The 16,332-nt window shown below is 39.1% G+C and carries 20 protein-coding genes and 1 other annotated feature; of the genes, 19 read left to right on the top strand and 1 reads right to left on the bottom strand.

All coding sequences use genetic code 11. The annotated features are described in order from the left end of the window. The first annotated feature begins 89 nt into the window (after positions 1-89). The 16 genes from PT281_RS06610 (at position 90) to PT281_RS06685 (ending at position 13,037) form a co-directional block, all read left to right on the top strand. Positions 90-1,403 carry a DUF2325 domain-containing protein gene (locus PT281_RS06610; protein ID WP_277153117.1) on the top strand — a complete coding sequence of 438 codons (1,314 nt, stop codon included), beginning with the start codon at positions 90-92 and terminating at the stop codon, positions 1,401-1,403. Between the two features lie 85 nt (positions 1,404-1,488). Beyond that, the gene (locus tag PT281_RS06615; protein ID WP_277153119.1) at positions 1,489-2,328 is read left to right on the top strand and encodes a YitT family protein; all 840 of its coding nucleotides are present in this window, start codon (positions 1,489-1,491) and stop codon (positions 2,326-2,328) included. A gap of 99 nt (positions 2,329-2,427) precedes the next feature. Further along, positions 2,428-2,504 (top strand) — a sequence feature (ribosomal protein L21 leader region). A 13-nt stretch (positions 2,505-2,517) separates the two neighbouring features. Then, the gene (gene rplU / locus PT281_RS06620; protein ID WP_277129452.1) at positions 2,518-2,829 is read left to right on the top strand and encodes a 50S ribosomal protein L21; all 312 of its coding nucleotides are present in this window, start codon (positions 2,518-2,520) and stop codon (positions 2,827-2,829) included. Between the two features lie 17 nt (positions 2,830-2,846). Beyond that, complete coding sequence (rpmA, locus tag PT281_RS06625) at positions 2,847-3,140, top strand: 50S ribosomal protein L27 (protein WP_277129453.1); 294 nt, start codon at positions 2,847-2,849, stop codon at positions 3,138-3,140. Positions 3,141-3,291: 151 nt separating this feature from the next. Next, positions 3,292-4,401, top strand: a complete 1,110-nt coding sequence (locus PT281_RS06630; protein ID WP_277153121.1) for a Xaa-Pro peptidase family protein — start codon at positions 3,292-3,294, stop codon at positions 4,399-4,401. 70 nt (positions 4,402-4,471) lie between these two features. After that, positions 4,472-5,041, top strand: coding sequence for an elongation factor P (efp, locus tag PT281_RS06635; protein WP_277153123.1), 570 nt, complete (start codon positions 4,472-4,474; stop codon positions 5,039-5,041). A gap of 19 nt (positions 5,042-5,060) precedes the next feature. Then, on the top strand, positions 5,061-5,519 hold the full coding sequence (locus PT281_RS06640; RefSeq protein WP_277153125.1) for an Asp23/Gls24 family envelope stress response protein: 459 nt from the start codon (positions 5,061-5,063) through the stop codon (positions 5,517-5,519). Next, positions 5,497-5,895: a transcription antitermination factor NusB gene (gene nusB / locus PT281_RS06645; RefSeq protein WP_277153128.1), complete on the top strand. Its 399-nt coding sequence runs from the start codon at positions 5,497-5,499 to the stop codon at positions 5,893-5,895. Before PT281_RS06640 ends, nusB begins: the two co-directional genes overlap by 23 nt. A 49-nt stretch (positions 5,896-5,944) precedes the next feature. Further along, a complete protein-coding gene (locus tag PT281_RS06650) occupies positions 5,945-6,793 on the top strand; it encodes a tetrahydrofolate dehydrogenase/cyclohydrolase catalytic domain-containing protein (RefSeq protein WP_277153130.1) in 849 nt (282 codons plus the stop codon). Further along, positions 6,783-8,150 (top strand): exodeoxyribonuclease VII large subunit, encoded by a 1,368-nt coding sequence (xseA, locus tag PT281_RS06655; RefSeq protein WP_277153132.1) that lies wholly within the window; start codon positions 6,783-6,785, stop codon positions 8,148-8,150. Before PT281_RS06650 ends, xseA begins: the two co-directional genes overlap by 11 nt. After that, positions 8,131-8,373, top strand: a complete 243-nt coding sequence (locus PT281_RS06660) for an exodeoxyribonuclease VII small subunit (RefSeq protein ID WP_277129460.1) — start codon at positions 8,131-8,133, stop codon at positions 8,371-8,373. The genes xseA and PT281_RS06660 overlap by 20 nt, the downstream gene beginning before the upstream one ends. Position 8,374: 1 nt before the next feature. Then, on the top strand, positions 8,375-9,241 hold the full coding sequence (locus PT281_RS06665; protein ID WP_277153134.1) for a polyprenyl synthetase family protein: 867 nt from the start codon (positions 8,375-8,377) through the stop codon (positions 9,239-9,241). Continuing rightward, positions 9,242-10,051 (top strand): TlyA family RNA methyltransferase, encoded by an 810-nt coding sequence (locus PT281_RS06670; RefSeq protein ID WP_277153136.1) that lies wholly within the window; start codon positions 9,242-9,244, stop codon positions 10,049-10,051. 9 nt (positions 10,052-10,060) lie between these two features. Next, a complete protein-coding gene (gene recN / locus PT281_RS06675) occupies positions 10,061-11,746 on the top strand; it encodes a DNA repair protein RecN (RefSeq protein ID WP_277153138.1) in 1,686 nt (561 codons plus the stop codon). Continuing rightward, a complete protein-coding gene (locus PT281_RS06680; RefSeq protein ID WP_277153140.1) occupies positions 11,743-12,597 on the top strand; it encodes a GNAT family N-acetyltransferase in 855 nt (284 codons plus the stop codon). Before recN ends, PT281_RS06680 begins: the two co-directional genes overlap by 4 nt. Next, positions 12,594-13,037: an ASCH domain-containing protein gene (locus tag PT281_RS06685; protein ID WP_277153142.1), complete on the top strand. Its 444-nt coding sequence runs from the start codon at positions 12,594-12,596 to the stop codon at positions 13,035-13,037. The genes PT281_RS06680 and PT281_RS06685 overlap by 4 nt, the downstream gene beginning before the upstream one ends. 66 nt (positions 13,038-13,103) lie before the next feature. On the opposite strand, the gene PT281_RS06690 is transcribed toward PT281_RS06685, so the two are convergent. Beyond that, complete coding sequence (locus tag PT281_RS06690) at positions 13,104-14,063, bottom strand: AEC family transporter (RefSeq protein WP_277153144.1); 960 nt, start codon at positions 14,061-14,063, stop codon at positions 13,104-13,106. Positions 14,064-14,480: 417 nt separating this feature from the next. Here PT281_RS06690 and PT281_RS06695 point away from each other — a divergent pair, with 417 nt between their 5' ends. From PT281_RS06695 to PT281_RS06705, 3 genes are all read left to right on the top strand, one after another. Further along, positions 14,481-15,179, top strand: coding sequence for an RraA family protein (locus tag PT281_RS06695; RefSeq protein WP_277153146.1), 699 nt, complete (start codon positions 14,481-14,483; stop codon positions 15,177-15,179). A 26-nt stretch (positions 15,180-15,205) separates the two neighbouring features. Next, positions 15,206-15,502: a citrate lyase acyl carrier protein gene (gene citD, locus PT281_RS06700; protein WP_277153148.1), complete on the top strand. Its 297-nt coding sequence runs from the start codon at positions 15,206-15,208 to the stop codon at positions 15,500-15,502. After that, positions 15,503-16,332, top strand: an 830-nt coding sequence (locus PT281_RS06705; protein WP_277153150.1) for an aldolase/citrate lyase family protein, incomplete at its 3' end; no start/stop codon positions are given. It abuts the gene before it with no gap.

Here is a 16,332-nt window from a genome sequence, read left to right on the forward strand (position 1 = left end):
TGGAACGAATAATCAAGTTTTAGCAGCTGCCAGGGCGTTTTGATTTGGTATATACTAGAATAATTAGATTAGAAAAGTTGAGAAAAAAGATGTTTGATTATCGTAATAATTTAAAAAGAATTTTAAATAATACCGCTGGCGATGACAAAAGTCTGCGTAATAGCTTGGCTGCAATTAAAATGATACTGGGCATGGCAGATGGCGATAATAAGGCTGCACCTGCGCGTGAAGTGCAAGTTGATGCTAAACAAGTTGAGCTGCTTTTAACTGGATTAGCTGACTTAATTACTACACCAGGTGATCCAGCAGCTAAGAATACGGCTCTGTCGGCAATTCACCAGTTGACTTTTACATCTCAAATTGGCAGTAAGTATGGTAAGAATTTAGGTCAATTGGAAAAGGCAATCCAAGCTTCGAACACTACGAAAGATGTCATTAATCAGAAGATTTTTGAACAAGCAATGCAACCTAAAGAAAAGCCTAAGCGTGACTATCGCAAGGGCAAACGGTATACGGTAATTAGATTGCTTAGCGGCTGCGATTTGATTAATGACAGTAATCAGCGTGTTTATACCTTGAAGGAATCGCAAATTCACTCGTTAAATTTAAAGAGCGGTGATATTGTTGAAGCAGTGCCTGAAGACAGTAACTCCAATTATGAAGCAACCATTTTGCGTGTTGTCGGTTTTAAAAAGCTGCCAACAACAGAAATAGATAAAATTTCCACCTTTAAATATGCCGTTGTCCAAGGTAGGACGGGGCATTTATCAGTTAGTCGTAATATTAAGGGACAAAAATTGCGCATTCGGGGCAAGTCCGTACTATTGCCAGTTGATTCAAGTCAATATCAAGAAAATAATGTCCAGTTAGTTGACGGCTCAATTGTGGATTTGGCTTGGTATGACGGGGATGTCCGCTTAAAAAAGAATCCAGCCGATGCCATTCAATTGCGCTGGATTTATCAGGTTGACCAGCCAAAATCTAAGCCTGCCGCTAAAAAGAAAAAGGTTAAGGTGGTTCAAGACGAAACTGCCATTACCAAATTAGCGCTTGACTTACATTATCAGCGTGTGGGGATTGCTGTTGGTGATAATCAAAATGAGGCGATGCTGGAAAGTATCGTCAATCGCTATCATGGAATTCCAATTCCAATAGATGCTTTTCAGGGTAAGAAAAAAGTGATGGAGAATCAAATTAAGGATTTAGACATTGTGATTCTGGTGACTGCATTTGCGGCCCATGATAGCACCTGGAACATTCGTGAATTTGCCAGCAAGTACAATGTTAAATTTGCCGTCAGCTCAAGTAAAGGCTATCAAGCATTTGAGCGGGCATTGTATCGCGCCGCAAAGGGCTTGCCGGCATACGAGGGCAATCAAACTATTAAATATGAAACAGAATAATAATCATCGTTTCTTATTTCTTGAAGCTAATTGTTACTTCTTACTATAATAGGAAGTAACAATTTTATTTTGGAAGGAAGATGAGATGACAATTAAGAAACAAACACATACTTGGCAATACTGGCTATTTTTCTTGGGTGGCTTAGAAATAATTACGCTGGCAATTAACTTCTTTTATGCGCCAATTAATATTGCGGCTGGCGGTTCGACAGGAATTGCAATATTGGTTGATGCCGTTTGGGGGATTAATCGCTCAGTAACGGTTCTGATTGTCAACTCACTGCTGCTGGTTTTAGCAACAATCTTCTTAGGTAAAGAAACGCTAAAAAAGGCAGCTTTAGGTAGCCTACTGTTGCCAGTTCTAATGGAAATAACGCCGAGCTTTAAGTTAACAACCAATAATATGCTGGCTGTTATTTATGGCGGTATTTTAATGGGAATCGGCGTATCGATGCTTTACAGAATTGATGCTTCGGCTGGCGGAACCACGATTCCACCGCTGATATTTAAAAAGTATTTTTATCTTGACCCGACGATAACATTGCTGGCACTTGATATGACAATTATTATTTTAAATATCTTTGTTGACGGCATTGAGGCAGTTTTATTAGCGGCATTTTCACAAATTATTACAACAATTACCATGCGTTACACCGAAACGGGTCTGGATAAAAAATATCAGGTGCGAATTATGAGCAATAATTGCCTAACCCAAATTAAGCAAATGCTGCAGCAGGATTATGATGGCTTAACCGTCTATAACGTTGTCGGCGGTTATAGTGCTGAGGACAAGCAGCAATTAGTAATTGTCGTTGACCCAAATGAATATGGTCAGTTGGTAGCTCAAGTGCGCAAAATTGATGGCGAGGCATTTATTGTTACCGAAAACGTTGCTAAGGTGCATGGCGGTAAATGGCAAATATAAGATAGTAATTTCTTAAAGTAAGAACTCCTAATCAAGAATTTTTTATTGCCAACTTGTCCTAAGGGGAGTATCATAAAGTAGTTGTATTTGTGGAGACCTCCACATCTGCAACCGCACATTTCGGGGTAAGAAGCCTTTTATAAAAAGCACCCCGATTGGCGAGTCTAAGTATTTTTTGGAGGTGCAGTAATGTACGCAATTATTAAAACCGGTGGTAAGCAATACAAAGTTGCTGAAGGCGACGCTATTTTTGTAGAAAAGCTTGATGTAGAAGAAGGCAAAGAAGTTACCTTTGATGAAGTTGTTCTTGTTTCTGATGGCAAAGATGTTAAAATCGGCAGTCCATTAGTTAAGGGTGCTAAAGTAACTGCTAAAGTTGAAAAGCAAGGTAAGGAAAAGAAAGTTGTTACTTTCAAGTACAAGCCTAAGAAGCACTCACATTCAAAATATGGTCACCGTCAACCTTATACTAAGGTTACAGTTGAAAAAATTGAAGCTTAATTCAGAGGTGAAATGATATGAATATTTTAGGTCTTAAATTATTTGCCCACCACAAGGGTGGAGGTTCTACTGCTAACGGTCGTGACTCAGCTGGTCGTCGTTTAGGCGCTAAGGCTGCTGATGGTCAAACTATCCACGCAGGTACTATTATTTACCGTCAACGTGGTACGCACATTCACCCAGGTCAAAATGTTGGTAAGGGTGGCGACGACACTTTATTTGCATTAGTAAACGGTGTTGTTAAGTTTGAACGGTTGGACAAGTACAGAAAGCAAGTTTCTGTTATCCCAGTCGAAGAAGAAGCTAAGTAATTTAGTTCTTAAGAAAAAGACGAAAAGCACGTGCTTCTCGTCTTTTTTATGCGTTTTTAATTTTATATAATTTAATATTTAAATAGATAGTCAAATATGAATCTTTAGCGGTAAAATAAAAGCAAGTATTTTTTCGTAAAAGAGGCAAGCAATGGACGAACAAAATCAATTATTAACACTTTTAAATAGACGAATTGTGAAAGTTGCCAAGCTAGTTAAGGAGCAGAATGCTGACGGCTTATTAATTTTTAATCAGGCTAATTACCGCTACTTAACTAACTTCACCGGAGAAGAAGCGCAGCTAATTTTAACAGCTGAAGGGGACCGGATTTTATTGTCGGATTCGAGATTTGCTGGTCAAATTAAGTCGCAGGCTCCCGGTGAATTAACCGTGATTATGAAGCACGCCAGTCAAGATGCTGAGATTAGTAAGCAATTAAAGCAGGCTAATCTAAAAAGAGTCTTGGTTGAAGGCGAATTTGTTTCGGCGGTTGAATTTGCTAACTTACAAAAATTGAATCCAGAAATTGAATTTGTTATTTGTGAGGAATTAGTTGAACGTGTCCGCAATGTTAAAGATGACTTAGAACTTGTGGCTTTGCGGCAGGCAATCAATATTTCAATGGATAGTTTTAACGGGATTTTGCCGTTAATTCAACCTGGCGCAATTGAACGTAACATTGGTGCTAAACTTGATTATTTGTTTAAGGTTAATGGCGGTGATGGTCCGAGTTTTGATACCATCATTGCTTCTGGTGTACGTTCAGCTTGGGCACATGGTGTTGCTAGTGACAAGATAATTGAAAATGGCGACATGGTGGTTGTTGACTTTGGTGCCTTTTATCATGGCTATGCTGCCGATATTACTCGGACCGTGTCAGTAGGCAAGGTTGACCGCGAAATGCATCAAATTTATGATATTGTACATGAAGCTCAAAGACGTGGAATTGCGGCAGCCGTTGCTGGCAATTGTGGTCGCGATGTTGATCGCGCTGCTCGTGATTATATTACAGAGCAAGGTTATGGTGAATACTTTGGTCATGGGATTGGTCACGGCATCGGTCTAGAAATTCATGAATTGTGTCAGCCAGCCTTGCCATTTGGTAAGCAAGAGCTAGTTAACAACATGGTTCATACTGTTGAACCCGGAATTTATTTACCAAATAAAGGTGGCGTTAGAATTGAGGACGACATCTTAGTTCACGATCAAACACCAGAAACCTTATCTACATTGCCTAAAGACGAATTAATTTCTTTGTAAATTTAAATATTATTAATAGTAAAATTATGCGCAAATTGGTAAGATATATTATGGAGATGAGGTACTTAATATGACAATGATTTCAGTTAACGAATTTAAGAATGGCCTAACCATTCAATTTAATAATGACTTATGGCGCATTGTTGAATTCCAACACGTAAAGCCAGGTAAGGGTAGTGCTTTTGTTCGTTCAAAGCTTAAGAGCTTGACTACAGGTGCAGTTCAAGAAAACACTTTCCGTTCAACTGCTAAGGTAGAAACTGCAGAGATTGAAACCAAGGGTATGCAATACTTGTACAATGATGGTTCAAGTTATGTTTTCATGGATACGACAACTTATGACCAATTAGCTATTCCAAATGAACAAGTTAAGGATGAAGCTAATTATCTAAAGGAAAACATGGATGTTAGTGTTATCATGCACGATGGTAAGACTTTGGGAATTCAACTTCCTAACACTGTTGATTTAGCAGTTGCTAAAACAGAGCCTAACATTAAAGGTGATACTTCTTCCGGTGGTGGTAAGCCAGCAACTATGGAAACTGGATTAGTAGTTAACGTACCGTTCTTCATTAATGAAGGCGATGTTTTAACTATTAATACAGCCGATGGTACATACGTATCTCGCGCAAATAAGTAGTTTTTTCGAGGTAAACAAAATGGCAGATAGTTCAAAAATTGTCTTAGACGATAAAAATAACGGTGAAGAAATCGAAATTGATCCTAGTGTTCTTGAAGTTATCATGGGCATTGCTGCCGAAAAAGTTGACGGTGTTGCCGGAATGCGTGGCAGTGTCAGATCTGGGATTAACCGGGTTTTAGGACGTGAGGATCGCAGTAAGGGTGTAACAGTCGGTCTTGATGAAGATCATAATCTAATTGCTGACGTTTATATTAACGTTGAAGCAGGTAGTTATGTGCCTAAAGTTGCATTGGCGTTGCAGACAACTTTGCAGCAGCAAGTTAAGCAAATGACTGACTTAGACTTTACAGAAATTAACGTTCATGTAACTGGATTAGTCTTCCCAGAGGACGAATACCCGGATGACAGTGAAACTTCAGAGCTGTTTTCCGATATTGATGAAAAGAGTAAAAATGAATCAACACGAGAGTCGTAGAGTTGCGATGCAGGCGGTTTATTTGGCTAACCAAGATGCCAAAATGCTGCCGGCAGATGTTGAAGCTAAAACTGTTACAGCACTTGATTTGAAGGAACTTTCTGCTTATTCGAAAACTCTAATTGAGGGGATAATTACTAAGCGTGATGAGCTGAAAGGTGAACTTGCCAGTCACTTAAAAAAGAACTGGCGGATTAACCGGGTTAACCAAATTACCCTTGCTATTCTGGAAGTTGCCTTATACGAAATCAAGTATAGTGATGAAATTGAGCCTAAGGCAGCAGTAAATGAAGCTTTAAATTTATGTGATGAATTTGCTGATCCTAAGACTAAACCATTTATTAATGGCGTTTTGGCAAATTTTGTTGAAAAATAACTGATAGTCGGCTGTGAGGCCGGCTATTTTGATAGAAAAGGAATTATTAATGGGGCAAATTCTGGATGGTAAAGGATTAGCTAACTTATTAGCAGGTAAGCTGCAAGAGCAGGTTACCCAGTTAAAGGAACAGGGAATTAAGCCTTTATTTTGCGTAATTAATATTGGTGATGATCCAAGCAGTAAGATTTATTTACGGACCAAAAAAAAGCGCGCGCAAGAAATTGGAATTGCGCAAAGAATTTACCAATTGCCAGCTAATGAAAGTCAGGCTAACTTATTAACCTTAATTGACCAGTTAAATAAGGATTCAAAAATTAATGGTATTATGATCCAATTGCCAGTCCCTAAGCAAATTAATTTAAATGAAGCATTAGAACATATTAATCCTGAAAAAGACGTTGATTGTTTAACCCCAAGTAATGTGGGAAGGCTATGGCGCGGTGATCATTTTGTTGAGCCGGCAACTGCTCACGGTATTTTAGCATTATTAAAGCATTATCAAATTAATTTACGGGGTAAAAATGTTGTCATTATCGGTCGCAGCAGTATTGTTGGTAAGCCTTTAGCTGCCTTAATGCTAGAACAAGATGCAACAGTTTCCATTTTGCACTTGAAGACTAAGAACCTTTCCGAATATACTAAGAGAGCAGATATTTTAGTATCGGCAGCTGGACAGGCAAATCTAGTGACTTCGGAGATGATTAAGCCGAATGCTGTTGTCATTGATGTTGGCATTAACCAGGTCAATGGTCACATTGCCGGTGATGTCGATTTTGAAGCAGTCGCGCCTAAGACCAGCTATATTACACCGGTTCCCGGCGGTATTGGTCCACTAACAGTTGAATCACTGATGGAACAGGTGGTTAAGCTAACAAGGAGAAATTATGGCAGATAATCAATATCTTACTGTTACGGATTTAAATTTTTATATCACGCAAAAGTTTAAAAATGATCCGTATTTGCATAAAGTTTTTCTGCAAGGTGAATTATCAAATTTTCGCTTTCGGCGTAATTCGCACCAGTACTTTTCATTAAAAGATGAAAAGTCGAAAATCAATGTGGTCATGTTCCGGTCGTATTTTGATAAGGTTAAATTTCGACCGGAAGAAGGCATGAAGGTCTTTGTGACTGGCTATGTTAGTGTCTACGGACCACAAGGTTCTTATCAATTTTACGCTGAATCAATGGAACCTGCTGGCTTAGGGGCACTGTATGAACAATTACAGCAGCTGCAATCTAAGCTTGCTCAGGAAGGCTTGTTTGCTCAAGACCATAAACGACCTTTGCCGCACTTTCCGGATCATATTGCTGTAATTACGAGTGCATCAGGTGCTGTAATCCATGATATTTTAGTAACTGCCAATCGGCGCTTTCCACACGCGGAAGTTGATTTGTTTCCGGCGCAAGTTCAAGGTGATCGCGCAGCAGCTTCTCTGGTTGCGGCAATGAAGCAGATTGAGTCATATGGTGATAAGTATGATGTGCTGATTATTGGTCGTGGTGGTGGCTCGCTTGAAGACTTATGGCCCTTCAATGAAGAAGCGGTGGTTAGACAGGTTTATGCCATGTCAATGCCCGTGATTTCTTCGGTTGGGCATGAAACTGACACAACATTGTGTGACTTAGTGGCTGATAGTCGGGCGGCAACCCCAACAGCTGCGGCGGAATATGCGACCCCCAATTTAGCTGATGAATTAGCCAACGTTCACCAGCTGCAAAGCAGTCTGTTATCAAGTATGCAAAACGTGATTCGAGTTCGGCGTGATGCTCTAAATCGTATTAATAATTCAGTTATCATGCGTGAACCGACTCGGCTTTATGATGAACAAGCGCAAACATTGGATATCTTGAAGCAGCGTTTAAACAGTAATATGCTGCACCAACTAGAACGGGCACGGCAGAAATACCAACTTACTACCCAAAAGTTGTCGGCAGTAACACCCACTAGTCGAATTAAGCAGCTGCAGCAGCAGGAAGATTTTTATTATCAAAAATTACAGGCTAATATGATCAGCATGTTGCGTGAAAAACGCCACCAATTAGGACAAATTGGTCAGCAACTAAGTGATTATAGTCCCTTAAAAACATTAGATCGCGGCTTTGTGTATGCCACTAATATTCAAAAAGAGACGGTTAGCTCGGTTACACAGCTAAAGACAAATGATGAAATCAAATTACACTTTAAAGATGGTAACGCGAAGGCAATTGTAAAGTCAGTCAGGAGAACAAATAATGGCAACCAAGAAAAATAATTTTGAAGAACAGTTAACGGAATTACAAAAAATCGTGGCAAATTTAGAAAACGGCAATGTCCCACTAGAAGATGCCCTAAAGGAGTTCCAAGCAGGCGTTAAGTTGAGCCGTGATCTGAACCAAAAATTGACGGCAGCCGAAGAAACAGTTGCCAAGTTAATTGATAGTGACGGAACAGAACATAAGTTAGATCCGAATAACGCAGCAGCACCAGAGGAATAACATGAATTTTAAAGAATTTAGAACTAAATGGACGCCAATTGTTGATGAATATTTAACTGAACATTTGGCAAGCGAAGTTGACGACCAAAAGATTAGCCAAATTATGACTTATTCAGTAATGGCTGGTGGTAAAAGATTGCGACCGCTGCTTTTTTTAGCAACGTTAGACGCTTTGAATAAGGAAATTAGTGAACAAGAAATTCGTATTGCCTGCGGGATTGAATTAATCCATACCTATTCATTAATTCATGATGATTTGCCAGCAATGGACAATGATGACTATCGCCGCGGCAAGTTGACTAGTCATAAAAAGTGGGGCGAGGCAGAAGCGATTCTAGCTGGGGATGCATTATTGCCAATGGGAATTGAATGGATTGCATCAGGCAGCCAGTCTGCTGAACTGGTTAAAATTATTACGCAGGCAGTTGGTCCTAACGGCATGGTTGGCGGGCAATATCTCGATATTGATTCAACTAATAATGCCAGTGTAGCTGATGATTCCCAATTCATTAACCGGATGGAATGGCTGAAGACAGGCTGCCTGATTTTGGCTTGTGTTGAAATGGCTGCGACATACGCCGAAGCTGATTCTGTTAAAAAAGACCAGCTACTAACGTTTGCACATGATTTTGGTCGTTCATACCAAATTTATGATGATTTAGTTGATGTTGTAGAAACAAGCGAGGAAGCTGGCAAGGCAACACATAAGGATCAAGAAGAAGGCAAAAACAACACTTTGACCTTGCTTGGAATTAAGCAAAGCCGGCAAGAATTAATCGACTTGATTGCGCATGCACAAGCTAGCTTAACGGGTCTAAATGGTGATGTTTTAACTGGCTTTCTTGATTTATACCAAAAGGTGCTGTAGATGACAAAAAAAAGAGCAGATATTTTATTGGCCGAGCAGGGCCTTTTTCATTCAAGAACGCAGGCGCAGCGGGCAATTATGGCGGGACTAGTGTCAGACCATAATCACCAACGAATTGATAAGAGTGGGACCAGCTTTCCCGAAGACGAACAGTTTTACATTAAGGATGATGGCAAAAAGTACGTCTCACGCGGCGGCTTTAAATTAGAAAAAGCCTTGAAGTCTTTTCAGATTGATTTAACAGATAAAATTTGTTTGGATATTGGCGCGTCAACTGGCGGCTTTACCGATGTGGCATTGCAAAATGGTGCCAAAATGGTGTACGCACTTGATGTGGGTTATAACCAATTGGCGTGGCAGTTGCGGGACGATAATCGTGTTGTCGTTATGGAGAAGCAAAATTTCCGTTACAGTAAGCCAGAAGATTTTACCCAAGGGTTACCTGACTTCGCGATGACTGACGTTTCCTTTATTTCGCTAGATTTAATTATGCCGCCAATGTTTGCCATTTTAAAAGATGGTTGTGATGCAGTCTGCTTAATTAAGCCTCAATTTGAAGCTGGTCCCGAAAATGTCGGTAAACATGGTATCGTGCATGACCACGCGGTTCATTGTGCTGTTATTGAGCATACGATTGAACAAGCGCTGAAAGTTGGCTTTAACGTTCTTGATGTTGATTATTCGCCAATTAAGGGCGGTAAGGGTAATATTGAATTTTTGATTCATTTGCAAAAAGAAGAACATGGCGGTCAAAGATTATGGTCAGGTACGCCAGAAGAGGTTGTAGAACGCGCGGTTCATGAGCTTTAGGAGTAAATAATGTTAGTTGAGCTGGATATTAAGAACTTCGCCATTATTAAGGCGTTGAAGGTTCGCTTTCAAGAAAATATGACGGTGCTGATTGGTGAAACTGGTGCCGGTAAATCAATCATTATTGATGCTGTATCGCTGCTGATGGGTGGTCGCGGTCAAAAAGAAATGGTTCGCAGCGGTGAAAATAAGGCTGTTGTGACGGGCTTATTTGAGGTTAATCAGGGCGCCAATGAGATCACTAAGTTGTGTGAAAAGTATGGTCTGCCAGATTCTGATGGTCAATTGATTATTAGCCGTGAATTGGCCGTTAAAGGTCGCAATGTCGTGCGCATTAATGGTCAGTTGACAACGATTAATGTCTTGCGTGAATTGGGGAATTACCTAGTTGATATTCATGGTCAGAATGACCAGCAGATATTAATGGATCAGGATCGTCAAATTGACTTAGTTGATAATTACGCACCAGCAAGTTTTAAGACGGCTTTAGCAGCTTACCAGAAAGATTTTGCTATGTGGCAAAATCTAACTTCGCGCCTCAATCACTTGCGTAAAGATGCCCAAGAATTGGCGCAGAAACAAGATATTTTAAAATTTCAAAATGATGAATTGGCTGCGGCTGATTTGACCGATCCCCATGAAGATGAACAGCTTGAAGAAGAATTTAATGAGTTAAATAATTATCAAAAAATTGTGGATACAGCCAATTATTTAATGCAATTATATGATGACGATGAACACGGCATTGAAACGCTTATTGGTGATGCCCAAAACGCGGCTAATGAATTAAGTGAATATGGTTCTAAATTTAAGGATATTGCCAAGACAATTGATGATGGTGTTTATGCTTTAAGTGATGCCCGTGGTGAATTGTCAAATGTCTTGGACGAAATGGACTTTGATGAAGAACGTTACCAGTATGTCTCCAACCGTTTAGATACTTTGAACTCCCTGAAGAAGAAGTATGGTCCTGATCTTGAAGATGTTTTTGCTTTTTATAATAAAGTACAAAAAGAGTTGGGGCAATATGAAACCGGCGGTCTTGACGAAGAAGAACTGCAAAAGCAGGTTGCGAAAATTGAGGACAAGCTGACTCAAGAAGCTCGCGGCTTGCATGATACCCGTGAACAGGTTGCCCGCAGTCTTGAAGAAAAAATTAAGCAGGAATTAGCTGACCTGTATATGGCAAAGGCGCGCTTTGCCATTGACTTTTCGAGTACGACAACTTTTACCAGCAAGGGTACCGATGAAATTGTCTTCTTAATTGCGCCCAATCCGGGTGAAGATTTAATGCCGCTGGTCAAAATTGTTTCCGGTGGTGAGCAGTCACGGCTGATTTTGGCATTAAAAGCAATTTTTAGCCGAGTGGAACCAGTTGGGACGATGATTTTTGATGAAATTGACACCGGTGTTTCTGGTCGAGTATCGGCGGCAATTGGTGCTAAAATGCACTCAATTGGCGAGAATAAGCAGGTAATTGCGATTACGCACTCGCCGCAAGTGGCGGCTGCCGGCGATCAGAAGTACTTGGTGGCTAAACAGGTCAAAGATGGTGCTACCTACACGCAAATTGGGCCTTTGACTCAAGAAGAAACAATCACTGCAATTGCGGAAATGATGGCCGGCAGTGATGTCACAGAAGCAGCTAAGCAAAACGCTGAAGATTTGATGAAGAGTTTTAAAAAGAAACAATGATTGTTGAAAAAATAACCCTAACTGATCGTGAACTTAAAAGAGCGCATGAGTTAATTGCCGCAAGTCAGCAGTTTGACCATACGGCTAAAGAACCCTATTTGAGTAACAGGTATAATTATTTTTCACAAATGCCAGCCTTTGTGCTAGCATATTGTGACCAGAAGCTAGTTGGCTTAACCATGCTGTATGCTGATGAAGAACCAGGCAGCGAAGTTGAATTGAGCATGATTGTTGCCCCTGCTTTGCGCAGACAGGGCATTGCTACTGAAATGTTTGAGCATGCGGTTAGAATTTTACAAAAGTATGGTTATTCTCAATATAGTTTTGTTTCTGAAAAAGTCTTTTTGCAGCAGAATCCAGATTTTTTAAAGAAGACTGCTTTGACAATTACTGATTCTGAATATTTTATGAAGACAAGCAAGGCAATTGATGTTCTGCCCCTTCAAGGACTGACTGTGCGGCAAATGACAGAAGATGATGTTACTGAAGTTGCTAAAAGTTATAGTGCATCTTTTGAAGAGCCATTAACGACAACAATGAATTATTTAGTTCAGGGATTGCAAGACCCAACTGGCTTAAGTTTTGTGCTGCTTTATCAAGGTAAGATTGTCGGTTATTGCGGCGTCGATTGTGGTCAAAGCGATTATTTCTTTGGCTTATTCATTGCAGAAAATTTTCGCGGACGTGGCTTTGCGACCTTCTTCATTAAGCAAATGATGGCAATTTTGCAAAAGCAGGGGAGCCGGGATTTTTCTATCGAAGTTGATTGTAGTAATTCAGCAGCAATTCATGTCTATCAGAATGCCGGATTCAAAATCACGAGTGAAGTGGATTATTTGGTGAAAAAATGAATGAGCAAGTAGAGCAATATTGGCATGAATTTTGTGTAAAAAATAAAATTGCCCCCAGCGAATTGGATGAGGCTTTTGCCTTTGGTAATACCAAACAAATGGCTGACGAGCTGGCTGATTTAGTTAAAAGGGGAATAAAAACGGCAACGACTAGTCTTTATGATCCAAGCGATAGTCTGGCACAAGTTGGTAAATATTGCATTATTTTGAATGGGTCTGATGAACCAGTTTGTGTTATCCAAAATAAGGTTTGTGAAATAATGCCCTTTAAGCAAGTATCGCAAGAGCATGCTTATCATGAGGGCGAAGGTGACCGCACGTATGCATCTTGGCGTAAGGCTCATGTTGATTTCTTTACTAAGGAATGTGAGCAAGAAGGACTAGCTCCCTTTAGTGAATATACATTAGTGGTTTGCGAAGTCTTCAGTAAAGTAAATTAGTTTAAAATACTAAAAAAGCATCAGGAAAAAATCCTGATGCTTTTTAATGTTTATATTTATTATTAATTAAATAAACTTCAAAATGGTCATTAAGATTGGTACAACAATCACAAATAAGACACTACTTAATGCAACTGCGTTAGTTGCAAACTTAACATCACCATGAGCTTCATTAGCCAAAATTGGTAATACGGCTGGCATTGGTGTTGCTGATTGAACAACTAATGTTTGCCGCATTAAGTCTGGCATGTGATAGCCTGCACCCATACCGATTTTAATTAAAATAATTAAAACAAGTGGTGAAATAATGAAACGACCAACTAAAGCCATAACTGTGTCGCGGTCTAAACGAATATTCTTAAGACCTGCATCGTGAAGAATGATACCGATATAGATTAATGACAATGGTGTTACCAAGTTACCTACGTAAGACAAAGTTTGTCCTGCAAAGGTAGGTACTGGAATACCTAGAATCATCCAGACAATCGCAACAATGAATCCGATTAAAGCTGGTGGTAAAATCTTCTTCAAGCTAAGCTTAACCTTTTTACTCTTGGCAGTTGGGTCATCATTTTGAATGAAGAAAGCACCAAAAGTCCAAGTGGAAAAAGTGTTAACGATATAGTAAATCAGAAGATATGACATAGCCTTTTCACCAAACAGGGCGAGGTTAAGAGGCATACCGATAAAAACAGTATTGGCGTTAACAGAGGCAGCCATGAAGATACCACGGCGACCCGGCTTAATTTTTAAAACCTTAACAATAACAGCTGCAATAATGTAACCAATCAAAATTCCTAAAACAGGAAAAAGTGATTCTTTTACTAACTGGAAGAGACTACCACGGTTCAAGTGTTCCATTACTGAAGTAAAAATTGAAGCTGGTAAAGCGATCTTAGTAATAATTTCAGAAATTTCTTTACTGAAACTATCACCAATCCAGTTATACTGCTTTAGAAGAAATCCGAGCGCCATAATTAGGATAATTACGACAACACTAGATACAGATGTTAAAAAAACTTGCATTTACAAAAAATCCTTTCTGTGCGTGACTTATTAAATAATTTATTAGCAAGCCCGATATTATAGTACTTAATGAAAATAATGGGATGGATAAGAATAATATTATCTATCCGAATTAAAAATCATTAAATTACTTTACTATAATACAATGGGTATAGACCCTTATCAACCAAAAAATTTAATTTTTATAAAAAAGTTCAAATTATTTTAAAAATGAAAATATGTTTTAAAAAGATAAAATTATAACTGAAATTTTAAAAATAAAAATATTTCATAACTTTCAGTAAACTTATAATTAAAAAATAAACTATTATGTTTTTAATAATTTCAAAAAATAAAATAGTAATTTTAAATATTGCAAAGGATATACTATGTGAGTATAATTATTCATAGTTTTATTTAGTGAAAGGGGTATTTATTATGCAAGTAGGAAAGAGAATCTTTTTAAAACGTAAATTGCCAGATGAAAAAATTGTAAAGGGCTTTTCGACTATTCCGACCACTAATGTTGCTGATTGCATGGCTAGAACTCAATCAATGCACCAACGGATTAAGTTAATGTCTAATCCTAAAAAGGAATTATGTGGGCCTGCATTCACTGTTAGCAGTAGATCAGGTGATAATCTAGCCAGCTATGCTGCACTAAAGTATTGTCATGAAGGGGATGTCATTGTTATCAGTTGTGAAAGTGATGACTCACGTGCAATGATCGGTGAAGTAATGATGACTTGGCTACGTGATCAACGTCATGTTGCTGGTGTTGTCATTGATGGACCGATTCGTGATATTGATGCACTAGCTGATTGGGACTTGCCAATTTATGCAACTGGAACTACCCCAGCAGGACCGTACACAGAGGGACCTGGTGAAGTTAATGTTCCAGTTGCATGTGGCAATGTAACTGTTAATCCTGGGGATATTATCCTAGGAGATAAAGATGGAGTTATTTCAATTCCATGTTCTGAAGCAGCTGATCTGTTGCCTCAAGCCCAAAAGTACAATATAGAAGATGATGCTAAGGCAGCAGCTTTTAGAGATGGTACTAAGGACATTGCTTGGGTGGATAAGGCACTTGAAGACAGAGGCTTTACTGTTATTGATGATGTTTATCGTTCTTAAATTTTTTAGAAAAGGAATGAATATTAATGGAAATTAAGACAATCGGCGTTGCCGGAACTCTTGAATCTTCTGATATTCAAGTTATGGTTATGCCTAATACTGATGGCATTGAAATCGATTTGAATTCAGAAGTAATCAAGGCATATGGCGATCAAATTAAAAAGGTAATCACAGATACCTTGAACAACTTTGGCATTAACGATGCCAAAGTCAAAGCAACTGATAAGGGTGCACTTGACTGTGTTATTGCTGCACGTACTTTAGCAGCAGCACAAAGAGCAACTGAAACTACTGATAAACCGGAATTGGAGGTATTGCAATAAATGACTTACGTAAAGAATCGTTTACGTCGGACGATGATGTTTGTACCTGGCAATAACCCAGCAATGCTTAAGGATGCTGGGATTTACGGTGCCGACTCAATTATGCTTGACTTGGAAGATGCAGTTTCTTTAACTGAAAAAGATGCTGCTAGAATGCTTGTTTATAACGCAATTAAGCACATTGATTTTGGCGGTGCGGAAATTGTTGTGCGAATTAATGGTCAAGATACACCATTTTACGACGAAGACGTTAAAGCAATGGTTAAAGCCGGCGTTGATGTTATCCGTTTGCCAAAGACAGAATCAGCTGAAATGATCCAAAAGTTAGTTAAGGATATGGAAAAAGCTGAAGAAGAATATGGAGTTGAAAAAGGTTCAATTGGTGTTATGGCAGCGATTGAAAGCGCCAAAGGTGTTCTTAATGCTCCAGAAATTGCGCAAGCAGATCCATTAATGATGGGCTTGGCTATGTCTGGGGAGGACTATACTGCTGACATGCATACTAAGCGTTATCCAGACGGCCGCGAATTAGAGTTTGCTCGTAATTTGATTTTACAAAGTGCTCGTAGTGCCGAGGTTTATGCTTTTGATACTGTTTTCTCAAATATTAATGATACTGAAGGCTTCAATCGTGAGACTTTGTATATTCACGAATTAGGTTATGACGGAAAGTCAGTTATTAATCCTCGTCAAGTACCAATGGTTAATGCTATTTTCGATCCAACACAAGCTGAAATAGAAGAAGCTAAGGCTGTTCAGAATGCGATTAAAGAAGCTAAAGCCAAAGGTTCAGGTGTTATTTCAATGAACGGTAAAATGGTTGATAAACC

The sequence above is a fragment of the Lactobacillus sp. ESL0701 genome, assembly GCF_029433445.1.
In the GTDB taxonomy this organism is placed as follows: Bacteria; Bacillota; Bacilli; order Lactobacillales; family Lactobacillaceae; genus Lactobacillus.